Genomic DNA, 23,825 nt, shown 5'->3' on the forward strand with positions numbered 1-23,825 from the left:
TTGGCTAATCCGTCGGGCGGCACGCCATGAGTCCGTCCCGTCCCTTCATCGAGCGCCCGGTCGCGACCTCGCTGCTGATGCTGGCCATCGTGCTGGCCGGCCTGGTCGGCTTCAAGTTCCTGCCGCTGTCGGCGCTGCCGCAAGTCGATTTCCCCACCATCCAGGTGCAGACGCTGTACCCCGGCGCCAGCCCGGAAGTGATGGGGCAGACCGTCACCGCCCCGCTGGAGCGCCAGTTCGGCCAGATGTCCGGCCTGCAGCGCATGAGCTCCACCAGCGCGGCCGGCGTGTCCATCATCACGCTGCAGTTCGGCCTGGGCCAGACCCTGGACGTGGCCGAGCAGGAAGTGCAGGCCGCCATCAACGCCGGCGGCTCGCTGCTGCCGACCGACCTGCCCGCGCCGCCGGTGTACGCCAAGGTCAATCCGGCCGACGCGCCTGTGCTGACCCTGGCCATCACCTCCGACACCATGCCGCTGACGGAAGTGCAGAACATCGTCAACACCCGGCTGGCACTCAAAATCAGCCAGGTCGGCGGCGTCGGCCTGGTCAGCCTGAGCGGCGGCCAACGTCCTGCCGTGCGCATCCAGGCCGACACGCAGGCGCTGTCTTCCTACGGCCTCGGGCTGGATACGCTGCGCAGCGCCATCTCGGCCGCCAATGCCAACAGCGCCAAGGGCAGCTTCGACGGACCCACCCGCTCCTTCACCATCAACGCCAACGACCAGCTGGTGACGGCCAACGACTACAAGAACCTGATCGTCGCCTACAAGAACGAGGCGCCGGTGCGCCTGTCCAGTGTGGCGCGCGTGATCGACAGCGCGGAGAACGTCAAGCTGGGCGCATGGTCGGGCCTGAAGCCCGCCATCATCCTCAACGTGCAGCGCCAGCCCGGCGCCAACGTCATCGCCACGGTGGATGCCATCAAGGCCCGCCTGCCCGAGCTGCAAGCCGGCCTGCCCAGCGCATTGCGGGTGGACGTGCTGAGCGACCGCACCACCGGCATCCGCGCCTCCGTCAAGCACGTCGAGATGGAGCTGGTGCTGGCCGTGCTGCTGGTGGTGCTGGTCATCTTCGCCTTCCTGCACAGCGTGCGCGCCACCGTCATCGCCAGCCTGGCCGTGCCGATCTCGCTGGTCGGCACCTTCGGGGCCATGTATTTGCTGGGCTATAGCCTGAACAACCTGAGCCTGATGTCGCTCACCATCGCCACCGGTTTCGTGGTCGACGATGCCATCGTCATGATCGAGAACATCGCGCGCTACATCGAGGAGGGTGAAACGCCGATGGCCGCCGCCATCAAGGGCGCAGCGCAGATCGGCTTCACCATCATCTCGCTGACGGTGTCGCTGATCGCCGTGCTGATTCCGCTGCTGTTCATGGGCGACGTGGTGGGGCGTTTGTTCCGCGAGTTCGCCGTCACGCTGGCCATCACCATCCTGATCTCCGCCGTGGTGTCGCTGACGCTGGTGCCGATGATGTCGGCGCGCTGGCTCACGAGCCACAAGGAAGACGCGCCCGGCTCGCCGGGTTCGCAGGGGGGGCAAACTGCGCAGCGCTATTTCGACAAGGTGATAGGCCGTTACGACAACTCGCTGCAATGGGTGCTGCGCCGCCAGGGCCTGACCTTGCTGGTGGCGCTGGCCACGCTGGCGCTGACCGTGGTGCTCTACGTGCTGATCCCGAAAGGCCTGTTTCCGACCCAGGACACCGGTCAGCTGCAGGCGCGCATCGAAACCGCGCAAGCCGCGTCCTACAGCCGCATGGCGGACCTGCAGCAAGCCGCTGCGCGCGCCATCCTGGCCGATCCGGATGTCGATACCCTCAGCTCCCTGGTCGGCGTGGATGCGGCCAACAACACCATGCTGCACACCGGGCGTATGCTGATCAACCTGAAGCAGGAGCGCGGCACCAGCCAGGCCGAGACCATGGAGCGCCTGCGTGCACGCGTGGCCGAGGTGGCGGGCGTGACCATCTATCTGCAACCGACCCAGGATTTGACCATCGACGCCGAATCCGGTCCCACGCAGTACCGCGTGTCGCTGGAAGGCGCGGACAACGCCACCGTCACCGAGTGGGCGAACAAGCTGGCCGAGCAGATGCGGAAGAAGGAGCAATTGCGCAACGTGGTGTCGGACGCGGGCGCCACCGGCCTGGCGGCGCACGTGAGCATAGACCGCGATACGGCCTCGCGCCTGTCGATCACCGCCGCCGCCATCGACGATGCGCTGTACAGCGCCTTCGGCCAGCGCATCGTGTCCACCATCTTCACCGAGACCAACCAGTACCGCGTGATCCTGGAGGCGCAGCCTGGCATCCTGACCACGCCCGAGTCGCTCGGCAACCTGCACCTGCGCACCGGCTCCGGCAAGCCGACGCCGCTGTCGGCGGTGGCGACCATCACCGAGCGGCCGGCGCCGCTGCAGATCACGCACGTGGCGCAGTATCCGGCCACCACGCTGGGCTTCGACACGGCGCCCGGCATCTCGCTGGGCCGGTCGGTGGAGGCGATCCGCGCGGCGGCCGAGGAGATCAAATTGCCGCCGTCGGTATCGATGACCTTCCTCGGCGCGGCGGGCGCCTACCAGGCTTCGCTGTCGAACCAGCTGTGGCTGATCCTGGCGGCCGTGATCTGCGTCTACATCGTGCTGGGCGTGCTGTACGAAAGCTATATCCATCCGCTGACGATCTTGTCCACCTTGCCGTCGGCCGGCGTGGGCGCCTTGCTGGCGCTGATGATCAGCGGGCAGGACCTGGGCGTGATCGGCATCATCGGCATCATCCTTTTGATCGGCATCGTCAAGAAGAACGCCATCATGATGATCGACTTCGCCATCGAGGCGGAGCGCGAGGAAGGCAAGCCGCCGCAGGAGGCGATCCACCAGGCAGCGCTGCTGCGCTTCCGGCCTATCCTGATGACGACGCTGGCCGCGCTGTTCGCCGCCGTGCCGCTGATGCTGGGCTGGGGGGAGGGTTCCGAACTGCGCCGGCCACTGGGCCTGGCCATCTTCGGCGGCCTGATCGTCAGCCAGATGCTGACCTTGTACACCACGCCGGTGATCTACCTCGGCTTCGACCGTCTCGCGCAGCGCTGGCGCGGCCGCAAAGCCGCGCAGCAGGTGCCGGCATGAGCCGCCAACGTGCCGTTGCCGTGCAAACGGGACGGTCCGCCAATGCGGTCCATGCTGAGCTGACTCCGGCACGCGATCTATGGATTCCCGCGTGCGCGGGAATGACAGGTTATGGCGGCATGACAGCTTGTTACGGTTTGACAGCGCTTGCGGAGGGCTCGGAATGAATCTGTCCAAACCCTTCATCCGGCGCCCCATCGCCACGGTGCTGCTGACCATCGGCATCGCCCTGGCCGGCATAGCCGCGTTCTTCGTGCTGCCGGTGTCGCCGTTGCCGCAGGTCGACTACCCGTCGATCTCGGTCAGCGCCAACCTGCCCGGCGCCAGCCCGGACACCATGGCCTCCAGCGTGGCCACGCCGCTGGAACGCCGCTTGGGCGTGATCGCCGGCGTCAATGAAATGACGTCGTCGTCCGGCAGCGGTTCCACCCGCATCAGCCTGCAGTTCGACTTGAACCGCAAGATAGACGCGGCCGCGCGCGAAGTGCAGGCCGCCATCAATGCCTCGCGCGCCGACCTGCCCGCCACGCTGCGCAGCAATCCGACCTACCGCAAGGCCAACCCGTCCGACGCGCCCGTCATCATCCTCGCGTTGACCTCGCCCACCCGCCGCCCCGGCCAGATCTACGAGGCGGTGTCCAACATCGTGCAGCAGAAACTGGCGCAGGTGAAGGGCGTGGGCGACGTCGAGATCGGCGGCGGCTCGCTGCCCGCTGTGCGCGTCGAACTGCTGCCCTACGCGGTGAACCGCTACGGCGTGTCCATGGAGGATGTGCGCGCCGCCATCCAGGCGTCCAACGCCAACCGGCCCAAGGGCGCGCTGGAAAGCGACGAGCGCCGCCTGCAAATCTATTCCGGCCCCGCGCGCAGCGGCGGCGTGGTGGCCGGCGTCTCGGCCGGCGGCGGCGCCGGCAATCCCCAGACCCGGCCGAGCGCCGTCGACTACCGCGACCTGGTGGTGGCCTGGCGGGACGGCGCGGCCATACGCCTGCGCGACATCGCCACCGTGGAGGACGGCCCGGAAAACAAGAATACCCTGGGCCTGTTCAACGGCGAACCGGCCGTCATTGTGCTCATCACGCGCCAGCCCGGCGCCAATGTGATTGACACGGTGGACGGCGTGCGCGCGCTGATCCCGCAGTTGCAGGCTCAGTTGCCGAGCGACGTGAAGCTGCAGGTGGCTTCCGACAGCACCAATTCCATCCGCTCCTCGCTGCACGAAATCGAGCTGACACTGCTCATCTCCATCGCGCTGGTGGTGCTGGTGGTGAGTGCATTCCTGCGCAGCGCGCGCGCCACGATCATCCCGGCGGTGGCCACCATCGTCTCGCTGCTGGGCACCTTCGGCGTAATGTATCTGATGGGCTTCAGCCTGAACAACCTGAGCCTGATGGCGCTCACCGTGGCCACCGGCTTCGTGGTGGACGACGCCATCGTCGTGCTGGAGAACACCGCCCGCCACATCGAATCGGGCATGGACCGCTTCAAGGCGGCGCTGCTGGGCGCGCGCGAAGTGGGCTTCACGGTGCTGTCGATCAGCCTGTCGCTGGTGGCGGTATTCATTCCGCTGCTGTTCATGGGCGGCCAGGTGGGGCGGCTGTTCCGCGAATTCGCCGTCACCCTGTCCGTGGCGGTCACGATCTCCCTGGTGATTTCGCTCACCACCACGCCGATGATGTGCGCCTGGCTGCTGAAACCGGGCCACGACCGCGGGCCGCAGGGCAGGGTGGCGCGGTTGTTCGAACGCGCCTTCCAGGCCGTGCTGCGCGTCTACGGGCATGCGCTGGACTGGGCCTTGCACAGCCTGTGGCTGGTGATGGCCATCCTGGTGTTCGTGGTGGGCTTGAACGTCTACCTGTTCTCGGCCGCGCCCAAGGGCTTCTTCCCGCAGCAGGACACCGGCCAGATCAACGGTGGCATGCGCGCCGACCAGAGCATCTCCTTCCAGGCCATGCAGCAGAAGCTGCGCCAGCTGGTCGCCATCATCAAGAGCGACCCGGCGGTGGCCACGGTGGTCGGTTTCACCGGCGGCGGGCGCGCGGGCGGCGGCTTCATGTTCATCAACCTCAAGCCCGTCTCTGAACGCACGGAGTCGGGCCAGGCCGTGATCGCGCGGCTGCGGCCGCAGCTGGCCAAGGTCACCGGCGTGTCGCTGTTCCTGAACCCGGTGCAGGACTTGCGCATGGGCGGGCGCTCCAGCAATTCGACCTACCAGTACACGCTCAAAAGCGACAACCGCGCCGACCTGAAAGCCTGGGCCGGCAAGCTGGCGGACGCCATGAAGCAGCAGCCGGAACTGACCGACGTGGACACCGACCAGGCCGAAAACGGCGTGGAAACCTTCGTTACCATCGACAAGGACACCATCTCCCGCCTGGGCATCGGCGTGCGCGACGTGGACAATGCGCTGTACAACGGCTTCGGCCAGCGCCAGGTGGCCACCATCTACGATGAGTTGAACCAGTACAAGGTGGTCATGGAAGTGGCGCCGGAATACGCCAGGAGCCCGGAGGCGCTGAAGGACGTGCATGTGTCGGCGCGCGGCGCGGGCGGCGGTTCCAACAACGTGGCCGCCGCGCGCGATGCCTCCACCGGTTCGGCGCTCAGCACGTCGGCGCAGGCCATGGTGCCGTTGCCGGCCATCGCCAGCTTCGCCGAAAGGGCGACGCCGAGTTCCGTCAACCACCAAGACGGCGAACTGGCCACCACGGTGTCCTTCAACCTGGCCGACGGCGTCAGCCTGAGCGATGCGCAAGCCGCGGTCAGGCAGGCCGAGGCCGACATAGGCCTGCCGAACAATGTGCGCGGCAGCTTCCAGGGCACGGCGCGCGCGGCGGACGAGTCGAACAAGCAGCAGCCCTTGCTGATCCTGGCGGCCATCGTGGTCATCTACATCGTGCTGGGCATCCTGTACGAGAGCCTGGTGCATCCCGTCACGGTACTGTCGACCTTGCCGTCGGCGGGCGTGGGCGCGGTGCTGGCGCTGCTGATGTTCAAGATGGAGTTCTCCATCATCGCGCTGATCGGCGTGTTCCTGCTGATCGGCATCGTCAAGAAGAATGCGATCCTGATCATCGACTTCGCGCTGGAGGCGGAGCGCTCGCGCGGGCTGTCGTCGGTGGAGGCGGTGCGCGAGGCTTGCCTGCTGCGCTTCCGGCCCATCCTGATGACGACACTGGCCGCCGCGCTGGGCGCCTTGCCGCTGGCGATAGGCTTCGGCGAGGGCTCGGAGCTGCGCCAGCCGCTCGGCATCGCCATCATCGGCGGGCTGATCGCCAGCCAGTTGCTGACGCTGCTGACCACGCCCGTGGTCTACATCCTGATGGACAGGCTGCGCCACCGCAGCGAGTCCGAACTCCAATTGAGCAAGCAGGCAACTGCCGCGCCGTCCACGCCATGAACCAAGCAAATTCCCCGATGCGGCTCGCCGCCCTGGCCCTGGCCGCAAGCACGCTGGCCGGCTGCGCGGCCGGGCCGAAATACGAAGTCCCTTCCACGCCGCAAATAGCCGCCTTCAAGGAGGCTGACGGCTGGCAGCCCGCCGCCCCGGCCGACACGCTGGAGCGCGGGCCGTGGTGGACGCTGTTCGGCGACCCGGTGCTCGACGAGATGGCCGCGTCCATCGACGTGACGAACCAGAACGTGGCGGCCGCCAGCGCGGCTTACGCGCAGGCGCGTGCCGCCGTGGCCGAGCAGCGCGCGCAGCTGTTCCCGGCGGTGGATCTGGGCGGCAGCGCGAACCGCAGCGGCGGTGGGGGCAGCCGCACGGCCGGCCAGTACCGCGTCAACCTGGGCGGCAGCTGGGAGCCCGACATCTGGGGCCGCCTGGCCGCCGCCAACAGCGGCGCGGCCGCCAGCGCCGCCGCCAGCGCGGCCGATCTGGCCGCCGCGCGCCTGTCCGCGCAGGGCGAACTGGCCGCGAACTATTTCGCGCTGCGCCAGGCTGATGCACAAAAGGCCCTGCTAGGCGCCACTGTGCAGGGCTATGAGCGCGTGCTGCAAATCACGCGCAACCGTTTCAACGCCGCCATCGCCGCCAAGTCCGACGTGCTGCAGGCCGAAACCCAGCTGGCAAATGCGCGCATCGATTTGATCGGCATCACCCGCTCGCGCGCGCAGCTTGAACATGCGATTGCCGTCCTGCTGGGCAAAGCGCCGGCCGAATTCACGCTGGCGCCGCTGCCGCAAGCCGTCAGCGGCGCCATGCCAACCGCCATCGCGCCGGCTCCGGATGCCGGTGCTGCTGCGGCGGGCAGGGGAGGCGTCCCGGCGCCCGCTGCGCGCCCGGCGCCAGCCGCCGTATCGTCCGCGAGCGCCTTGCCCGGTGGCTCTGCCTTGCCGTCCACGCGTTTGCCGTCCGGCGCCGGCGCATCATTGCCGGCTGGTTCGGCGCAGCCCGGCTCCGACATCGCGTCGTCCGCCGGGGAGGCCGCGCCTGCGCCAGCCGGCGCGGAAGCCGCTTTGTGGGGCGGGGCGGTGGTGCCTGCGATTCCCGTCGGCGTGCCATCGACGTTGCTGCAGCGCCGCCCGGACATTGCCGCCGCCGAGCGCCGCGTGGCCGCCGCCAACGCGCAGATCGGCATCGCGCGCGCCGCCTATTTTCCGAGCCTGAACCTGAGCGCGTCCTACGGTTTCGGCGCCAGCCAGGTGGCCGGCCTGTTCAGCGCCTCGAACAGCCTGTGGTCGCTCGGCCTGTCCGCCGCGCAGACCTTGTTCGACGCCGGCGCCACCCGCGCCCGCGTGGCCGGCGCCGAGGCCGCGCGCGACGCGGCCATCGCGCGCTACCGCCAGACGGTGCTGGCCGCCTTCGCCGACGTCGAGGACCAGCTGGCGGCCAGCCGTGCGCTGGAGCAACAGCAGGAACTGCGCCGCACGGCCGCCGCCGCGGCCGACCAGGTCGAGCAGCAGATGCTGAACCGCTACCGTGCCGGCCAGGTCGGCTACACCGAAGTGGTGCAGGCCCAGGTCACCGCGCTCAATGCGCGCCGCGCGCTGCTGCAGGCCCAGGCAGACCGGCAGACCACGGCCGTGGCGCTGATCCAGTCGCTGGGGGGCGGTTGGTACACGAGACGCTAGCGGACGCTGGCTTTCGCACGGGGCGCTTTGTATAATCGGGTGTTTCCCCGCCTCCGAACCTGCCCCAGTATCCATGAGTAATCGCAACAATGCCGGCGACTACGCCGGCGCCCTGGCCGAATTGGCTGATGACGCCGCTCCGCCAGATCCTGCGCCAGCGAGGACCCCTGTGCCGGTTGTGGGGATAGGCGCATCCGCCGGGGGACTGGAACCGATCAGCGAACTGCTGGCGGCGGTGCCGCCCGGCAACGGGTTTGCTTACGTCGTCGTGCAGCACCTGGATCCGCAGCACACCGGCATGCTGCCCGAACTGCTGCAGCGCGTGACGGCCATGCCGGTGCTGGAGGCGGCCGACGGCATGCTGATCGAGCCCGCCAGCGTCTATGTGATTCCGCCGGACCGCGACCTTGGCTATGCGCGCGGCGCGCTGCGTGTTGCCAAGCAGCAGCGCCGGCCCGGCCAGTGCATGCCGATCGACCATTTTTTCCAGGAACTGGCGGCCGATTGCGGTCCGCTGGCCACCGGCGTCGTGCTGTCGGGCATGGGCTCGGACGGCAGCGCCGGCCTGCGCGCGATCCAGGAGCATGGCGGCCTGACGCTGGCGCAGCAGCCGCCGTCGGCGCGCTTTGCCGCTATGCCGCAAAGCGCCATCGATGGCGGCACCGCCGACATCGTCGCGCTGCCGACCGAGATGCCGGCGCTGATCGAGGGCCGCCACCTGCACCGGCAGGCTTTGCATATGGGGCCGGGCGCGGTGCGCAAGGAGCACAAGAGCGCGCTGGGCGATCTGCTGCAATATCTGCTGGCCCGCACCGGCAACGACTTCGCGGACTACAAGATGAATACGGTGATGCGCCGCATCGAGCGCCGCATGGCGCTGCACCAGCGCGCCTCGCTGGACGAATACATGCGTTTGCTGCAGGACAATCCGGGCGAAGTGCAGCTGCTGTTCAAGGAAATGCTGATCGGCGTGACCAATTTCTTCCGCGACCAGAAGGTGTGGGAGCAGCTGAAAACCCTGGCGCTGCCGCAGTTGCTGGCCGCGCACCCGGACGGCGCCGCCTTCAAGGCCTGGGTGCCGGCCTGCTCGACCGGCGAGGAAGCGTACTCGCTGGCCATGGTCTTTTGCGAGGCGGTCGAACACATCAGCCCGAAGAACAAATACAGCCTGCAGATCTTCGCCACCGACCTCGATCCGGGCGCGATCGACCGCGCCCGCAACGGCGTGTTCGCGCACAGCGTCGAGGCCGACGTGTCGCCGGAGCGCCTGCAGCGCTTCTTCGTGGCCGACGAGCAGGGCTACCGCGTGCGCAAGGAGTTGCGCAACATGATCATCTTCGCGCAGCAGAACATCATCTCCGACCCGCCGTTTACCAAGCTCGACGTGCTCAGCTGCCGCAACCTGCTGATCTACTTCAGCCCCAAGCTGCAGCAGCGCCTGATTCCGCTGTTCCATTACGCGCTCAAGGCGGAAGGCATGCTGCTGCTGGGTAGCGCCGACACGCCCGGCCAGTTCACCGACCTGTTCGCGCCCATGCCCGGCGTGAGCCGCATTTACCAGCGGCTCGATGCCAGTACACAACGGCTGGTACACTACTTCCCAACCAAGGTGGCGGCGGTCGCCCCTATCCAAAACGAGGCCAGGTCTGCATCCATGAGTGGCAACCTCCAATCCCAAGTCGAACAGCTGTTGCTGAAGAAGCACACGCCGGCCGCCGTCCTGCTCAACCACGACGGCGACATCCTCTACATCCACGGCCGCACAGGCGTCTATCTGGAACCGGCGGCAGGCAAAGCCAACTGGAACATCCACGCGATGGCGCGCGACGGCTTGCGCTACGAGCTGGACGACCTGCTGCAGCGCGCGGTGCGCAGCGAAGGGCCGCAGATCCTGCGCGGCCTGGTGATGAAGGATGCCGGCGGCCAGGAATTGGCGGTGGACCTGAGCGCCGAAGCGGCGGGCGAGGCCGATGCGCTGGAGGGCATGGTGCTGGTGACGTTTGCCAGCGCGCCGCGCCCGGCGGGCCGCCGTTCGCGCCCGGCCAGTCCGCGCCTGACGGAGTTGGAACAGCAGCTGGCGCAGGCGCGGCTGGAGATCCAGACAGTGCGCGACGAGATGCAGACTTCGCGCGAGGAATTGCGCTCGGCCAACGAGGAGCTGCAATCGACCAACGAGGAACTGCAGTCGACCAACGAGGAACTGACCACCTCGAAGGAGGAGATGCAGTCGCTGAACGAGGAACTGTACACCGTCAACGCCGAGCTGCAATCGAAAGTGGACGACTTGTCGCTGGTCAACAGCGACATGAAGAACTTGCTCAACAGCACGGACATCGCCACCATCTTCCTCGACAACACGCTGCGCATCCGCCGCTACACCACGCAGGCCAGCCAGCTCTACAAACTGATCCCCGGCGACGTGCAGCGCCCGCTGAGCGACATCGCCAGCGACCTGGTCTACCCGGAGATCGAGGACGATGCCGGCGACGTGCTGCGCACGCTGGTGTTCAGCGAAAAGGAGATTCCTACCCGCAACGGGCGCTGGTTCACGGTGCGCATCATGCCTTACCGCACGGTGGACAATGTGATCGACGGCCTGGTGCTGACCTTTATCAACATCACCGCCGCCAAGGAGCTTGAATCGCGGCTGCGCGCGCTGAATCCGCCGGAGGATGTCCGGGACGGAGGCGCCAAGTGAGCCGCGCCGGGTCCGAGGTCCAGCACGGTTCGGACACGCTGCGCCAGTGGCAGGCGCTCCAGCTCAGCAAGCTTGAACTGGAACTGCAGCAGAGCGCGCTCACCGCCTTGCAGCAGAGCGCGGACGAGGCGCGCGCCAGCTCCTCCCTGTATCAGCAACTGTTCGAGCAGGCACCGGCGTGCTGCTACGCGCTGGACATGGCCGGGCGCATCGTTTGCGTCAACCAGGCCGGCGCCGCCTTGCTGGCGCAGCCTGCCGGCGAGCTGCACGGCCAGCCGTTCGAACGTTACCTGGCCTCGGACGAGCAGCCGCGCTGGCGCGCCTTCGCCGCCATCTTGCAAGCGGGCAATGGCAGGGCTGGCATGGAGTCGCGCCTGTTCGACGGCATACCGGGGGCCGCGGCCGTGCGGCTCGAAGCGCGGCTGGACGTCGCTTCGGGGCTGTGCTGCCTGGTGGTATCGCCGCCGGGTGTAACGCAGGCGGAGCTGCTGGCCCTGCGCGACGCCGGCCGCGACGCCGAACTGGCCGAGCTGATCCCGGCCGACGCAGCCGGTGGCATCACCCGCCGGCTGCAAGAGCAGGTGGCCGAACAGGTGGCCGCGCAAGTCGCCGAGCAAGTAGCGGTGCAGGTAGCCGAACAAGTGGCAGGACAGGTCGCGGCGCAGCTTGCGGCGCAGGTCGCCGAACGCACCGCCGCGCTGGAGCAGGCTAACGCGCTGCTGCGCCGGCAACTGGCCGAACGCAACGACGAAAGCCAGACCACGCGCGCCGCAGCGGACCGGCTGCACCTGCTGATCGACCGCCAGGCCAGCGCCGTGGAGGATACGCGGCAGGAGCTGGCGCGTACCGTGCACGACCAGCTGGGCCAGAATCTGCTGGCGCTGCGCCTCGACGTGTGCATGCTCAATGAACGCAGCCGCCACAGCCACACGCGGCTGCACCAGCGCACCGACGCCGCACTGCAGATCGTCGACGCGACGCTGCGCTCCGTGCGCACCATCATCAACCAGCTGCGGCCGCCGGTGCTGGACCTGGGTTTGCAAGCCGCCATCGACTGGCAGCTGTCCCAGTTTCGCAAGCAAAGCGGCATGGCCTGTACCTTCGACGCGCCGGACGACGAGGTGTTCGAGCATATCGGCGGCAACGCCAGCGTAATGCTGTTCAGGCAACTGCAGGCGGCGCTGGCCGCCGTGCAGCGCGACGGCGGCGCCAGCGCGGCGGTGGTCAGCGTGCGCCGGTACGACGGCGACGTCCTGCTGACGGTCACCGACGACGGCGCCGGCGGCAGCGGCAGCGCGGGCGAGTGGCGCCGCCAGCGGCAGGCGCTGGCCATGCTGGGCATCGCCGAGCGCCTGCGCGCCTTCGGCGGCGCGTTCGAAGTGGAATACGGCCGAGCCGGGCAAGGATGCCGGATATCCATGCGCCTTCCCGCCGGGCGTAGTTAAAAACCATTTTCAGCGGCCGGCGTTGCGACTATACTTCGCGGTTTTTTCCACACCATCCGGGGACCATCTTGTTCAAATCGCTCATTTTGCCGGCTGCCTTGCTGGCCGCGTTCAGTCCAGCCCAGGCCGACGAAGGCCAATGGCAGCCGCACCAGCTGCCGCAGCTCAAAGCCGAGCTCAAACGCATCGGCATCGCCATTCCGGCCGAGAAGCTGGCCGATCTGTCCAAGCACCCGATGAGCGCCATCGTCTCGACCGACGGTTGCTCGGCTTCCTTCGTGTCGCCGCACGGCCTGGTGGTGACGAACCACCACTGCGCTTATGGCGCCATCCAGCGCAACTCGACGCCGGAGCACAACTACATCGCCAACGGCTTCCTGGCCAAGACCCGCGCCGCCGAGCTGCCGGGCGGGCCCAACCTGCAGGTCTATGTGACCGACAAGGTGGAAGACGTCAGCGCGCGCGTGCTGCAAGGCCTGGACAAGATGGGCGGAAAAGCGCGCCACGAGGAAGCGCAAAAGCGCATCAAGGCCCTGATCGCCGAATGCGAGACCGACAAGATGTACCGTTGCTCGGTGCCGACCTTCCACCGCGGCGCCGAGTACTACCGCATCCGCCAGATGCAGATCCGCGACGTGCGCCTGGTCTACGCGCCGTCCGACAAGATCGGCAACTTCGGCGGCGATATCGACAACTACGAATGGCCGCGCCACACCGGCGACTATTCCTTCCTGCGCGCCTACGTGGGCAAGGACGGCCGCCCGGCCGACCCGTCGCAGGACAACGTGCCCTACCAATCGAAGGACTTCCTGGTGGTCTCCGCCGAAGGCCTGAAGAACGGCGACCCGGTGCTGCTGGCCGGTTACCCGGGCCGCACCAGCCGCTACAAGCTGCCGGTCGAGATCCGCAATGCGCGCGATTCGGCCTATCCGCTGCAAGCGGCCGAGTACCAGTCCGACCTGGACACCATCGCCGCCGCCACCAAGGGCGACGCGGCGGGCGAAGTGCGCTACGCCAGCGTGGTCAAGGGCATCAACAACCGCATGAAAAAGACGCTGGGCCTGCTGGACGGCTTCGCGCGCAAGGACGTGGCGGCCGTCAAGGACGCGCAGGACGCCGAGTTCCGCGCCTGGTACGCCAGACAGCCCGGCGTTTCCGCCACCATGCTGGCCGAGCTGAACGCCGCCATCGCCGCCGACATGGCGCTGTCCGACGAGGAATTCGCCTGGGGCGTGGCCACCAATAGCGACTTGCTGAAAAGCGCGCGCACGCTGCACCGCCTGGCGCTGGAAAAGCAGAAGCCGGACGCCGAGCGCAAGTCCGGCTACCAGGAACGGGACATCAGCACCATCAAAGCCCGTCTGATGCGCCTGGAACAGTCGTTCTCGGCCAAGGTTGACCAGGCCCGCTTTGCCGACGGCCTGGCGCGCTACGCCAAGCTGGCGGCACGCTTCCATCCGCGAGGCCTGGACGCGCTGCTACCGGCGGTGGCCGACGTGCCGGCGCTGTACGCATGGTCGACACTGGGCGCCACGGCGGAACGCGTGGCGCTGCTGGACAAGGACAGCGCCGCCATTGCCGCCTCGGACGACGCCTTCCTGAAGCTGGCCGCCAGGCTGCATGACATCGACCTGTCGCTGGAAGAGCGCCGCTCGGAAGTGGACGGCAACCTGGAGCGCGTGGTGCCGCAATACATGGCGGCAGTCATCGCCTGGAAGAAGTCGCTCGGCAAGCCAGTCTACCCGGACGCCAACTCCACGCTGCGCGTGACCTACGGCACCGTCTCGGCCTATAGCCCGAAGGACGGCCTGACCAAGGGTCCGTTCACCACCGCCGAAGGCATCGTTGAAAAGCACACCGGCAAGGAGCCCTTCGTCGCGCCGCAAAACCTGATCGACGCCGTCAAGGCCAAGCGCTACGGCCAGTTCAAGGATCCGGTACTGGGCACCGTGCCGGTCAACTTCCTGACCAGCGCCGACACGACCGGCGGCAACTCCGGCTCGGCCGTCATGAACAAGCGCGGTGAACTGATCGGCCTGAACTTCGATTCCACCTACGAATCGATCACCAAGGACTGGTACTTCGACCCCGCCATCACCCGCGCCATCCACCTCGACATCCGCTACATGCTGTGGGTGATGAAGGAAGTCGACGGCGCCGACAATCTGCTGCAGGAAATGACCATCAAATATCCAAAAAAATAAAGTACGCGGGGTGAATTGACCAGGGGCCGGGTTCGACATTGAGCCCGGCCCTTTTTTACGTCATAATCGGCGGTTCCCCATTGATCGCCCGCCATGAATGAATCCTTCGCCCTGTTCGGGCTGAACACCACCCCGCTGGAATTGTTGTCCTTCGTGCTGTCCGTCGCGACGGTGCTGCTCAACATCCGCCAGAACCACTGGGCCTGGCTGCTCGCCATCCTGTCGTCGGCCACCTACGGCGTGGTGTTCTACGGCGCGCGCCTGTATGGCGACATGGGTTTGCAGCTGGTGTTCATCACCGTGTCGTTCTGGGGCTGGTATCAGTGGCTGCACGGCGACGAGACGCATGACCGGCTGCCCGTTACCCGCAGCAGCCGGCGCGGCCTGCTGATGGCGGGCGCCGGCTGGGCGGCCGGCTTTGCCTTTCTGGCCTGGTTCCTCGGCCGCTATACCGACACCGACGTGCCGAACACGGATGCCTTCCTCACCGCCGGCAGCCTGGTGGGCCAGGTGCTGCTGTCGCGCAAAAAACTGGAAAACTGGCACGTCTGGATCATCGTGGACGTGCTGTACGTGGCGCTCTATATCCACAAAGGCCTGATGCTGACGGCGCTCCTGTACGGCATGTTCGTGGCGATGGCGGCCGTCGGCCTGCTGGCGTGGAAGAAGTCGATGGGCGAGGACGGCAGCGCCGCCCAGGCCATGGTGCTGAAATGAAGGTGCGGGCATGAAGGTGCAGGCATGAAGGTACAGCCATGAGCCGGTCCCTGCGCGTGGCCATCGTCGGCTCGGCCTCGTCCGGCAAGACCACGCTGGCGGCGCGGCTGGCGCAGCATTACCGCACCATCTGGGTGCCGGAATACCTGCGCGAGTTCGTCGACAGCGAGGCGCGCCTGCCGGTATCGTCCGACCAGATCCACATCGCCCGCACCCAGGTGGCGCGCGAGGAGGCGGCCCTGCCGCAAGCGCGCCGCTACCTGTTCTGCGACACCACGCCGCTGATGACGGCGGTCTACAGCCGGCACTACTTCGACGGCGTCGACGCCGAACTGGACGCACTGGCGGCCTCGCACCGGCTCCGCTACGACGTCACGCTGGTTTGCGCGCCGGATCTGCCCTGGCTGCCCGACGGCCTGATGCGCGAGCCGGAAGACGTCAGCGGCGCCGTCAGCGCGCTGCTGCTGCACGAACTGGCCGTGCGCGGCGTCGCCTACACGCTGGTAAGCGGCACGCCTGAACAGCGCCTGGCGAAAGTCGAGCAAGTGCTGGGAAGGCCTGCTACATTAGCAGGATGAACAGACAGCCGCTCGCACTCAGTATTGCACTCCGTATTGCACTCCTTGTTGCCGCCGCGCTGCCGCAGTCGGCCGGGGCGGCCACCGGTTACTATCTGGTTTCGACCTACGACGTCGAAGGACAAAAGTCCGTCGACTTCAAATACTGGAACGCCGACTACAAGCATTCCCCCAGCAGCTCCTCTCCGGAACTGGGTTTCGGCTACGGCGTCACGTCCCGCTGGTACACCGAGCTTTCCGCAGTCTGGATACGCTTGCATGGCCGTAGCGACAGGCTGGCTGCCGTGGAGTGGCAGAACGACTATATGCTGACCCAGGGCCAATATCCGTTCGACCTCGCACTGCACACCAGCGTAGGGCGCGGCGACGCCAGCCCGCACAGCCGCAGCGTGGAGATCGGCCCGGTGCTGCAGACGGAAATCGTGCGCACCCAGTTCAACCTCAACCTCTTCCTGCAACGCGAGTACCGCACCGGGGAAGCCGAACAGACGCGGCTCGCCTATCAATGGCAAATCAAGCAGCGCTGGAAAAGCTGGCTGCAGCCCGGCGTGCAGGGTTTCGGCGAGGTGGGGAAGTGGGATGACTGGCTGCCGGGCAAACAGCAGTCGCACCGCTTCGGGCCGGCGCTGTTCGGCTCGCGGGAAGTGGGAGCCGGCCAGGAGCTCAAGTACGAGGCGGCCTGGCTGGTGGGGAGGAACTCGGCCCGCACGGCGAAAAGCTTCACCATGCGGGTACAGTACGGCTTCTGATCAGAAGTCGAACTGCGCGGACAGCTTGACGGTGCGCTCGGCGCCCGGGAACAGGTAGCCGCCCAGGTCCGGCGTTACGTCGCGCCAGTACATTTTGTCGGTCGCGTTGTAGACCTGCGCGCGGAAGATGGCGCTGGTGGCGCCGATCTTCGTGGCGTAGGAAGCGCCCACATTCAGCGTGTCATAGCTCGGCACGAAGAAGGTGTTCTCCGGATCGAAGGCCTTGTTGCCGGCATGCTGCCAATTGGCGTTCAGCTTCAGGCCGGCCACTTGCGGCAGCGCGTACTCGGCATACAGCGACGATTTGAACTTCGGCACATTGGTCACGCGCTTGCCGTCCATGTCCGACCGGCCGGTGCCGCTCTGCTCGGTGTCCAGCGCCATGGCGGTGAAGGCCAGCATCAGATCGGGCGTCACGTGGCCCTGGGCCGACAGTTCCAGCCCGCGGTGCTGCGCGCGGCCGTTGCGCACGTAGAAGTTGCTGGCCGTGTCGGTGTATTCCAGGCCTTTGCGGATCTGGAACACGGCCATGGCCAGGCTCAGGTCCTTGTACAGGTCCGCCTTCACGCCCAGTTCGACCTGCTTCGACACGGAAGGCGACAGCGCCTGCTTCTCGTTGCGCGTGTCGCGCGGGGCAATGCCGCCGCGCTCCAGGCCTTCGGACCAGCTGGCGTAAGCCGACACATTGGCCTGCGGCGCGTACACCAGCGCCACGTTGGGCAGCCAGAATGACTCGTCGCTGCGGGTCGCCTTGAGCTGCTCGCGTTCGACCTGGGCGTGGCGCGCGCCGGCGTGCAGTTTCAGCTGGTCGGTCAGGCCGACCACATCCTGCACGAAGACCGCGCGTTCGCGGTCGCTGCGGCGTTCGGTCACCGGGCCGCTGCTCAGGCCGGATGGCTGAACGATGGCCGGTTTGTAGATGTTGCTGGTGCCTACTTGGACGAAAATGTCGTCGCCCCACTTTTCGCTGTTGCGGAAGAAGGAGTAGCCGCCGGTGAACGCGTGCGTGAAGGCGCCGGTGGCGAATTTGCCCTGCACCATGGCTTGCACGGCTTGCGGTTTCTTACGTTCGCCCAGGCTGACATAGTCGTAGAGCTCATAGTCGCCGTTGCTGCAGAAGCCGGGATACAGCGCTTCCGCGTCGCAGCCGTAAGGGAAGGCGGTGTAGTCGTCGCGCTTGAACGAATGGCTGTTGGCGGTGACGGTGGCGTTCCAGTCCTGGTTGAACTGGTAGGCGAAGCGGGCGCCGATGTTGCTGCTCTCGGTCTTGACCGGATAGCTCCACGGCTGGTTGTTCAGCATGTTGTCGGCCGAGATGTTGGGCAAGCTGCGGTTGCCGATCAGCTGGAAGCCGGGCACGGACACTTGCGCTTTGTTCTGGTAGTCGGCGTCCAGCTGCAGCAGCGCCTGCGGCGAGATCTGCCAGTCGAAGGCGCCGGAGATGAAGTTGCGGTGGCCGTCGGCACCCTTGACGTAGGAGCGCAGACGCTCGCTCGCCACGTTGACGCGGTAGCCGAAGCGGCGGTCCTCGAAGCGGCCGCCGACGTCGACCGCGCCCAGCACGGTGCCGCGTTCGCTGGCCTCGATGGTGACGGAACGCAGCGGCTTGTCGGTCGGGCGCTTGGTCACGTAGTTGACCACGCCGCCCGGCGAACCCAGGCCGGCCTGCAGGCCGGACAGGCCCTTCAGCACTTCGATGGCTTCTTTGTTCTCCAGCGGGATCTGGGTGTCGCCCGGGATCGCCAGGCCGTCCTTGCGGTAGCTGCTGGCGTTGTCGAGCTTGAAGCCGCGAATCGAGAACTGCTCGGCGTAGCCGACGGCGTTGTAGGCGTCGCCGATGCTGGCGTCGAACTTGGCGGCGTCGGTGGTGGAGCGGATGTTCAGCTCCTGCATCTTCTCGCGGTTGATCACGCTGACGGAGGCCGGCGTCTGCAGCAGCGGCAGGTCGGCGAAGCCGGCCACCGAGGCGCGGCTGGCGGTGTTCTTGCCGGCGATGATGACGACTTCGGTCATCGTGGTGTCGGCGGCCGCGGCCGCGGTGGCGTTCGCGTCGTCGGCGAAGGCGGAAACGGCAAAGGCCTGGGAGATCGCCAGGGCGATCGTGCTTACTGCGAAATTACGTGCGGACATATCGGGCTCTCGAAAACAGTGGGAGCCAACGGAAGGGGACAAAGGAGGGGGAACAACTTTGCGCTTTCCTTCGCTGGCATTATCCAGATCAGGTACGAAGGGTATCTCTCACCCGGAAAATGCGTTTCCAGGACCCCCAGCGAGGTGCAAGTTTAGCACAGCTGGGGTCAGGCCTGCATTCGTGCATTTCGCTCCGCGAAATGCACGAATGCAGGCCTGACCCCAGCCGGTATAGTTATAGGCTCAGTTCCAGCGCGGCGCGGCTCACTTCGGCGCTGACGTCGCGGTGCTCGCCCAGCTTGACCAGCTTGTGCGCCTCCAGCGCCGCCACCACGGCGTCGATGGCGCTGGCGTCCAGGCCGTAACCGGACAGGCGCGTCTGCACGCCCATCTGCTCGAAGAAGGCGCGCGTGCGTTCGATGGCGGCGGCGATGCGGCTGTCCTCGTCACCCTCGGCGATGTGCCACACGCGCGCCGCGTACTGCAGCAGCTTGGCGCGCTTGGCTTCCTTGCGCACCGTGAGGATGCCCGGCAGGACCACGGCCAGGGTCTGCGCATGGTCCAGGTGGTACAGGGCCGTCAGTTCGTGGCCTATCATGTGGGTGGCCCAGTCCTGCGGCACGCCGACGCCGATCACGCCGTTCAGCGCCATGGTCGCGCTCCACATCACGTTGGCGCGCACGTCCAGGTTGTCCGGTTCACTCAGCGTCTTCGGACCTTCCTCGATCAGCGTGAGCAGCAGGCCCTCGGCCCAGCGGTCCTGCACCGGCGCATTGGCCGGGTAGGTCAGGTACTGCTCCATCACGTGCACGAAGGCGTCCACCACGCCGTTGCCGACCTGGCGCAGCGGCAGAGTGAAGGTCTTGCTCGGATCGAGCACGGAGAACTTCGGGAACACCAGGCGGTTGGCGAAGGGCCGCTTTTCCTGCGTGGCGGCGCGCGTGACGACGCTGGCGCTGTTCATCTCGGAACCGGTGGCGGGCAGGGTCAGCACGCTACCGAAGGGCAGGGCGGCGGTGATGTTGCGGCCGCCTTTTTCCAGGATTTGCCAGGGATCGCCTTCGAACAGGGCCGCGGCCGCGACGAACTTGGTGCCATCGATGACGGAACCGCCGCCCACCGCCAGCAGGAAGTCGATCTTTTCAGCGTGGACGATCTCGACCGCCTTCATCAGCGTTTCGTAGTGGGGATTGGGCTCGATGCCCGCGAATTCGATCACCGTGTGGCCGCTCAGCGCGGCCTTCACTTCGTCATAGACGCCGTTGCGCTTGATGCTGCCGCCGCCGTACAGCATCAGCACGCGCGCGCCGGCCGGCACCAGCGGCGTGATGGCCGCGATCTGGCCCTGGCCGAAGAGGATTTGGGTGGGATTGTAGAAATCGAAGTTCAGCAAGGCGGGCTCCTGGTTGATTTGGCTGGCACTAGCCCGCCATTATGGCCCAGCCCGCAATTTCGCGTGCGCGGCCGCCGCGCCGGCGGCGCTAAAATGCGGAAACGGAGAGGGAAGCATGTTGAACGGCGGCTGTTACTGCGGCGCGGTGCGATACCAGGTGGACGGCCAGGTGTCGAGCGGCACCCTGTGCCATTGCGCCAGTTGCCGCCGCATCGCGGGCGCGCCGTGCGTGGCATGGTTCACGGTGGCGCTGGCGCATTTCCGCTACGTCCGGGGTGCGCCGCAGCTCTTCCATTCCAGCCCGGGCGTGACGCGCAGCTTTTGTCCGCAATGCGGTGCCCACCTGAGCTACGAATCCCGGAGCGGCCCGGGTGAAATCGATATCACCACCGCCAGCCTGGACGACCCCGAGGTGATGCCGCCGCAAGACCACACCCAGGTCGCCGGCCAGCTGCAATGGCTGCGCCTGGCCGATCACTTGCCGCGCTATCCGCGCAGCCGATTGCAGGGCAACTAGGGTTGCCCGCCTACGGCGCGGGCAGTTCGGCGGCGCAGGCGGCGGCGCGGGTGAGGAGAAGGCCGCGTTCGCGCTCGTTTTGCGTCATGGCGGCAGCACGCTCGAATTCGACGCGGGCTTCGGCCTTGCGGCCCAGCTTGAACAGGAAGTCGCCGCGCACGCTGGGCAGCAAATGGTAGTGCTTCAAGGCCGGCTCGTCGAGCAGCGCGTCGGCCACTTCCAGGCCGGTGGCGGGGCCGAAGGCCATCGCCAGCGCGACGGCGCGGTTCAGCTCCACCACCGGCGAGGGCGCCAGCTGCGCCAGGCCGTCGTACAGTGCGGCGATGCGGCCCCAGTCGGTGTCATCGGCGCGGCGCGCGCGCGCGTGGCAGGCGGCGATGGCCGCCTGCAGCGCATAGGGACCAAGGCCGCGTCCCAGCTGCTCGGCGCGCGACAGGGCCGCCAGGCCGCGCCGTATCAGCAGCTGGTCCCAGCGCGACCGGTCCTGTTCCAGCAGCAGCACCGGGGCGCCGCGCGCATCGGTGCGGGCGCGGGCGCGCGAGGACTGGATTTCCATCAGCGCCACCAGCCCGTGCACTTCCGGCTCCTGCGGCGCCAGTTCCGCCAATATGCGGCCCAGCCGCAGCGCTTCTTCGCACAGCGCGGGGCGCATCCAGTCCGCGCCGGCGCTGGCGGAATAGCCTTCGTTGTAGATGAGGTAGACCACTTGCAGCACGGACGCCAGCCGTTCGACCAGCTCCGGCCCGCGCGGCACCTCGAAGGGCACGCGCGCTTCGGCCAGCGTGCGCTTGGCGCGCACGATGCGTTGCGCCACCGTGGGCTCGGGCACGAAGAAGGCGCGCGCGATCTCGTCGGTGGTAAGGCCGCCCAGCAGCCGCAAGGTCAGCGCGACGCGCGCCTCGGTGGACAGCACCGGGTGGCAGGCGACGAACACCAGCCGCAGCAAGTCGTCGCCGATATTGTCGTCCAGCGTGCGTTCCAGGTCGGGCGCGCTGTCCTGCAACTGGCCTTCGATCTCGTAGGTCAGCTCCGCTTCCTTGTCCTGTTCCAGCTTGCGGTGGCGCAGGTGGTCGAGGGCGCGGTTTTTCGCCACCGTCATCAGCCAGGCTGCGGGGTTGTCGGGCGTGCCGCTGGCGGGCCAGCGCTCGAGGGCGCTGACCAGCGCGTCCTGCGCGATCTCCTCGGCCTGGCCGACGTCGCGCAGCATGCGCGCCAGCACGGCGATGATCTTGGCCGATTCGATGCGCCAGACCGCCTCGATGGCGCGGTGTATGCCTTGCTGGTTCACGCCTGGTTCACGGCTGGTGGACGGTGCGCAGTTCCACCACCACGTCCATGCCGGGCGGATGCGGGAAGGGGTAGCGCTTCACCCAGGCTATGGCGCCGGCCATGGATTCGGCCTGCACCAGCCAGTAGCCTGCGATCAGCTCCTTCACTTCGGTGAACGGGCCATCGATGATGGTCGGCTTGCCGCCGCTGAACTTCACGCGCGCGCCCAGGGCGCTGGCGCGCAGGCCTTCGCCCGCCAGCGCGATGCCGGCGCGTATGCCGGCCTGGTTGGCGCGGTTCATGGTATCGATGACGGCAGCGGGCGGCTCCATGTCCGCTTCGCTGCCGGCGTCCGAACGCAGCAGAACGGCATACGGATGGAGCCCGGGCTGCGGCTGCGCCGGCGCCAGGTCCGCGGGCGCGCCTTGCGGCGGCGACTGCATGTCGAAGCCGACGCAGCCGCCCGGGCAACCGGCCTGGCGCACTTCGAGTTCCACTTCCCCTTCCGCGTCGCTCGCGGGCCAGGCGCTGGCCCATTGCGCGGCGTCCTCGCAACTGGCCGCTTCGATGAAGGTGAAGCCGGCCACCAGCTCGTTCGGGCCGGCGATCGGGCCTGCATGCGGGCGCTCATCGACGCTCCACTGGCCGGCGGAACGCGTCATGCGCAGCCCGCTGGCGCTGGGATGCAACCATTTCGCCGACGGCATTGCCCGCACCAGCTCCGCCGACGGGAAACCGTCCGCTTCCGATACCTGGTCGGCCCTGCGCAAGATCATGAACTGCATTGCACCCTCCTTGTGGTTTTACTGCCGGCGATTATTGCCGTAGCTGGGCGTTCTTCTCCGCCGCCTGGGCGAACACGCGCTTCTCCTGCTCGCGCAGTTCCGGCGTCAATTCGGCGCCGAAATCCTCCATCTCGAACACCTGGCGGATCTCGATGTCCGAATCGCTCTCCATCGGATTCGGGCAGCGCTTGACCCATTCAATCGCTTCCTCCAGCGACTTTACCTGAATCAGCCAGAATCCGGCGATCAGCTCCTTGGTTTCGGAGAACGGGCCGTCGACGACGGTGCGGTTCTTGCCCGAGAAGTGCACCCGCACGCCACGCGAGCTCGGATGCAGGCCTTCGCCGGCCAGCAGCACGCCGGCGTTCACCAGCTCCTCGTTGAACTTGCCCATGGCGGTCAGCAGCTCTTCGCTGGGCATTTTACCGGCTTCCGATTCCGGGCTGGCCTTGATGATGATCATGAATCGCATGGCGCTTCCTTTCAGGCTTTTTGGTCAGGGCAGTTTTCGGACATGGACTTCTGCATTTCTTGCTGCATCTGTTCCGGCGTCATGTCGCGCTTGTGGGTGGCGATGGACCAGAGATGGCCGAACGGGTCGGTCACCATGCCGTAGCGGTCGCCCCAGAACATATCGGCTGGCGGCATTTTCGGCGTGCCGCCGGCGTCGACAGCCTGCTTGTAGACCGCGTCGACGTCTTCCACGTACATATGGATGACGACCGGGGAGCCTTTCAGCGCTTTGGGGCCGATGCTGCCCCACTCGGGGAAGTCGTCGACCAGCATCACGATCGAACTGCCGATCTTGACCTGGGCGTGCATCACCTTGCCGCCGGGGCCGGGCATGCGGCCCATTTCGACCGCGTTGAAGGCTTTTTTATAGAACTCGATCGCGTCGGCTGCGCCTTCGCAGACCAGGTGGGGGGTTATGGTGTGGAATCCTTCTGGGATAGGTGCAACTTGGGTCATGTCTGTCTCCTGGGTAAGGTTGATTAAATATGAACGCAACTGCGGCGTCCATACTCACACGACGGGCGGCGAAACGCCAGATCGACACGATACAAAAATATATTTTCACTATTTTCCTTGTGCGTGGTCAGGCCGGCCGGCGCCGGCGCCGCATTTTTCGCTTG

16 protein-coding genes and 1 riboswitch are annotated in these 23,825 nt (G+C 67.0%); of the genes, 10 read left to right on the forward strand and 6 right to left on the reverse strand.

Annotated features, from left to right (window positions below):
• The first annotated feature begins 26 nt into the window (after nucleotides 1–26).
• The 9 genes from ACSQ8Y_RS03535 (at nucleotide 27) to ACSQ8Y_RS03575 (ending at nucleotide 16,598) form a co-directional block, all read left to right on the forward strand.
• Complete coding sequence (locus ACSQ8Y_RS03535; RefSeq protein WP_436265077.1) at nucleotides 27–3,131, forward strand: efflux RND transporter permease subunit; 3,105 nt, start codon at nucleotides 27–29, stop codon at nucleotides 3,129–3,131.
• 163 nt (nucleotides 3,132–3,294) lie between these two features.
• On the forward strand, nucleotides 3,295–6,531 hold the full coding sequence (locus ACSQ8Y_RS03540; RefSeq protein WP_436265078.1) for an efflux RND transporter permease subunit: 3,237 nt from the start codon (nucleotides 3,295–3,297) through the stop codon (nucleotides 6,529–6,531).
• The gene (locus ACSQ8Y_RS03545) at nucleotides 6,528–8,207 is read left to right on the forward strand and encodes a TolC family protein (protein WP_436265079.1); all 1,680 of its coding nucleotides are present in this window, start codon (nucleotides 6,528–6,530) and stop codon (nucleotides 8,205–8,207) included. Before ACSQ8Y_RS03540 ends, ACSQ8Y_RS03545 begins: the two co-directional genes overlap by 4 nt.
• 73 nt (nucleotides 8,208–8,280) lie before the next feature.
• Entirely contained in the window at nucleotides 8,281–10,905 is a 2,625-nt protein-coding gene (locus tag ACSQ8Y_RS03550; protein ID WP_436265080.1) for a chemotaxis protein CheB, read from the forward strand.
• Nucleotides 10,902–12,350, forward strand: coding sequence for a histidine kinase (locus tag ACSQ8Y_RS03555; RefSeq protein WP_436265081.1), 1,449 nt, complete (start codon nucleotides 10,902–10,904; stop codon nucleotides 12,348–12,350). The genes ACSQ8Y_RS03550 and ACSQ8Y_RS03555 overlap by 4 nt, the downstream gene beginning before the upstream one ends.
• A gap of 68 nt (nucleotides 12,351–12,418) precedes the next feature.
• Nucleotides 12,419–14,554, forward strand: coding sequence for a S46 family peptidase (locus ACSQ8Y_RS03560; protein ID WP_436265082.1), 2,136 nt, complete (start codon nucleotides 12,419–12,421; stop codon nucleotides 14,552–14,554).
• 93 nt (nucleotides 14,555–14,647) lie between these two features.
• Nucleotides 14,648–15,271 (forward strand): nicotinamide riboside transporter PnuC, encoded by a 624-nt coding sequence (gene pnuC, locus ACSQ8Y_RS03565; protein WP_436265083.1) that lies wholly within the window; start codon nucleotides 14,648–14,650, stop codon nucleotides 15,269–15,271.
• Nucleotides 15,272–15,309: 38 nt separating this feature from the next.
• Nucleotides 15,310–15,849, forward strand: a complete 540-nt coding sequence (locus ACSQ8Y_RS03570) for an AAA family ATPase (RefSeq protein WP_436265084.1) — start codon at nucleotides 15,310–15,312, stop codon at nucleotides 15,847–15,849.
• Nucleotides 15,846–16,598 (forward strand): hypothetical protein, encoded by a 753-nt coding sequence (locus ACSQ8Y_RS03575; RefSeq protein ID WP_436265085.1) that lies wholly within the window; start codon nucleotides 15,846–15,848, stop codon nucleotides 16,596–16,598. Before ACSQ8Y_RS03570 ends, ACSQ8Y_RS03575 begins: the two co-directional genes overlap by 4 nt.
• Here the strand turns inward: ACSQ8Y_RS03575 and ACSQ8Y_RS03580 are convergent, their stop codons facing one another.
• Together ACSQ8Y_RS03580 and ACSQ8Y_RS03585 are read right to left on the reverse strand one after the other, a co-directional pair.
• Nucleotides 16,599–18,728, reverse strand: a complete 2,130-nt coding sequence (locus ACSQ8Y_RS03580) for a TonB-dependent siderophore receptor (RefSeq protein WP_436265086.1) — start codon at nucleotides 18,726–18,728, stop codon at nucleotides 16,599–16,601.
• Between the two features lie 48 nt (nucleotides 18,729–18,776).
• Nucleotides 18,777–18,876: riboswitch (TPP riboswitch) on the reverse strand.
• Nucleotides 18,877–18,963: 87 nt separating this feature from the next.
• On the reverse strand, nucleotides 18,964–20,121 hold the full coding sequence (locus ACSQ8Y_RS03585) for an iron-containing alcohol dehydrogenase (protein ID WP_436265087.1): 1,158 nt from the start codon (nucleotides 20,119–20,121) through the stop codon (nucleotides 18,964–18,966).
• 115 nt (nucleotides 20,122–20,236) lie between these two features.
• Between ACSQ8Y_RS03585 and ACSQ8Y_RS03590 the strand changes: the two genes are divergently transcribed.
• Nucleotides 20,237–20,638: a GFA family protein gene (locus tag ACSQ8Y_RS03590; RefSeq protein ID WP_436265088.1), complete on the forward strand. Its 402-nt coding sequence runs from the start codon at nucleotides 20,237–20,239 to the stop codon at nucleotides 20,636–20,638.
• Nucleotides 20,639–20,648: 10 nt separating this feature from the next.
• Here the strand turns inward: ACSQ8Y_RS03590 and ACSQ8Y_RS03595 are convergent, their stop codons facing one another.
• The 4 genes from ACSQ8Y_RS03595 to ACSQ8Y_RS03610 are packed head-to-tail and all read right to left on the reverse strand — an operon-like array spanning nucleotide 20,649 to nucleotide 23,661.
• Entirely contained in the window at nucleotides 20,649–21,926 is a 1,278-nt protein-coding gene (locus tag ACSQ8Y_RS03595; protein WP_436265089.1) for an RNA polymerase sigma factor, read from the reverse strand.
• A gap of 7 nt (nucleotides 21,927–21,933) precedes the next feature.
• Nucleotides 21,934–22,692 carry a YciI family protein gene (locus tag ACSQ8Y_RS03600; protein ID WP_436265090.1) on the reverse strand — a complete coding sequence of 253 codons (759 nt, stop codon included), beginning with the start codon at nucleotides 22,690–22,692 and terminating at the stop codon, nucleotides 21,934–21,936.
• 31 nt (nucleotides 22,693–22,723) lie between these two features.
• Nucleotides 22,724–23,164 (reverse strand): YciI family protein, encoded by a 441-nt coding sequence (locus ACSQ8Y_RS03605; protein WP_436265091.1) that lies wholly within the window; start codon nucleotides 23,162–23,164, stop codon nucleotides 22,724–22,726.
• Between the two features lie 11 nt (nucleotides 23,165–23,175).
• Entirely contained in the window at nucleotides 23,176–23,661 is a 486-nt protein-coding gene (locus tag ACSQ8Y_RS03610; RefSeq protein WP_436265092.1) for a VOC family protein, read from the reverse strand.
• Between the last annotated feature and the right edge of the window lie 164 nt (nucleotides 23,662–23,825).

Source organism: Pseudoduganella sp. LjRoot289, assembly GCF_964252925.1.
Taxonomy (GTDB): domain Bacteria; phylum Pseudomonadota; class Gammaproteobacteria; order Burkholderiales; family Burkholderiaceae_D; genus Rugamonas.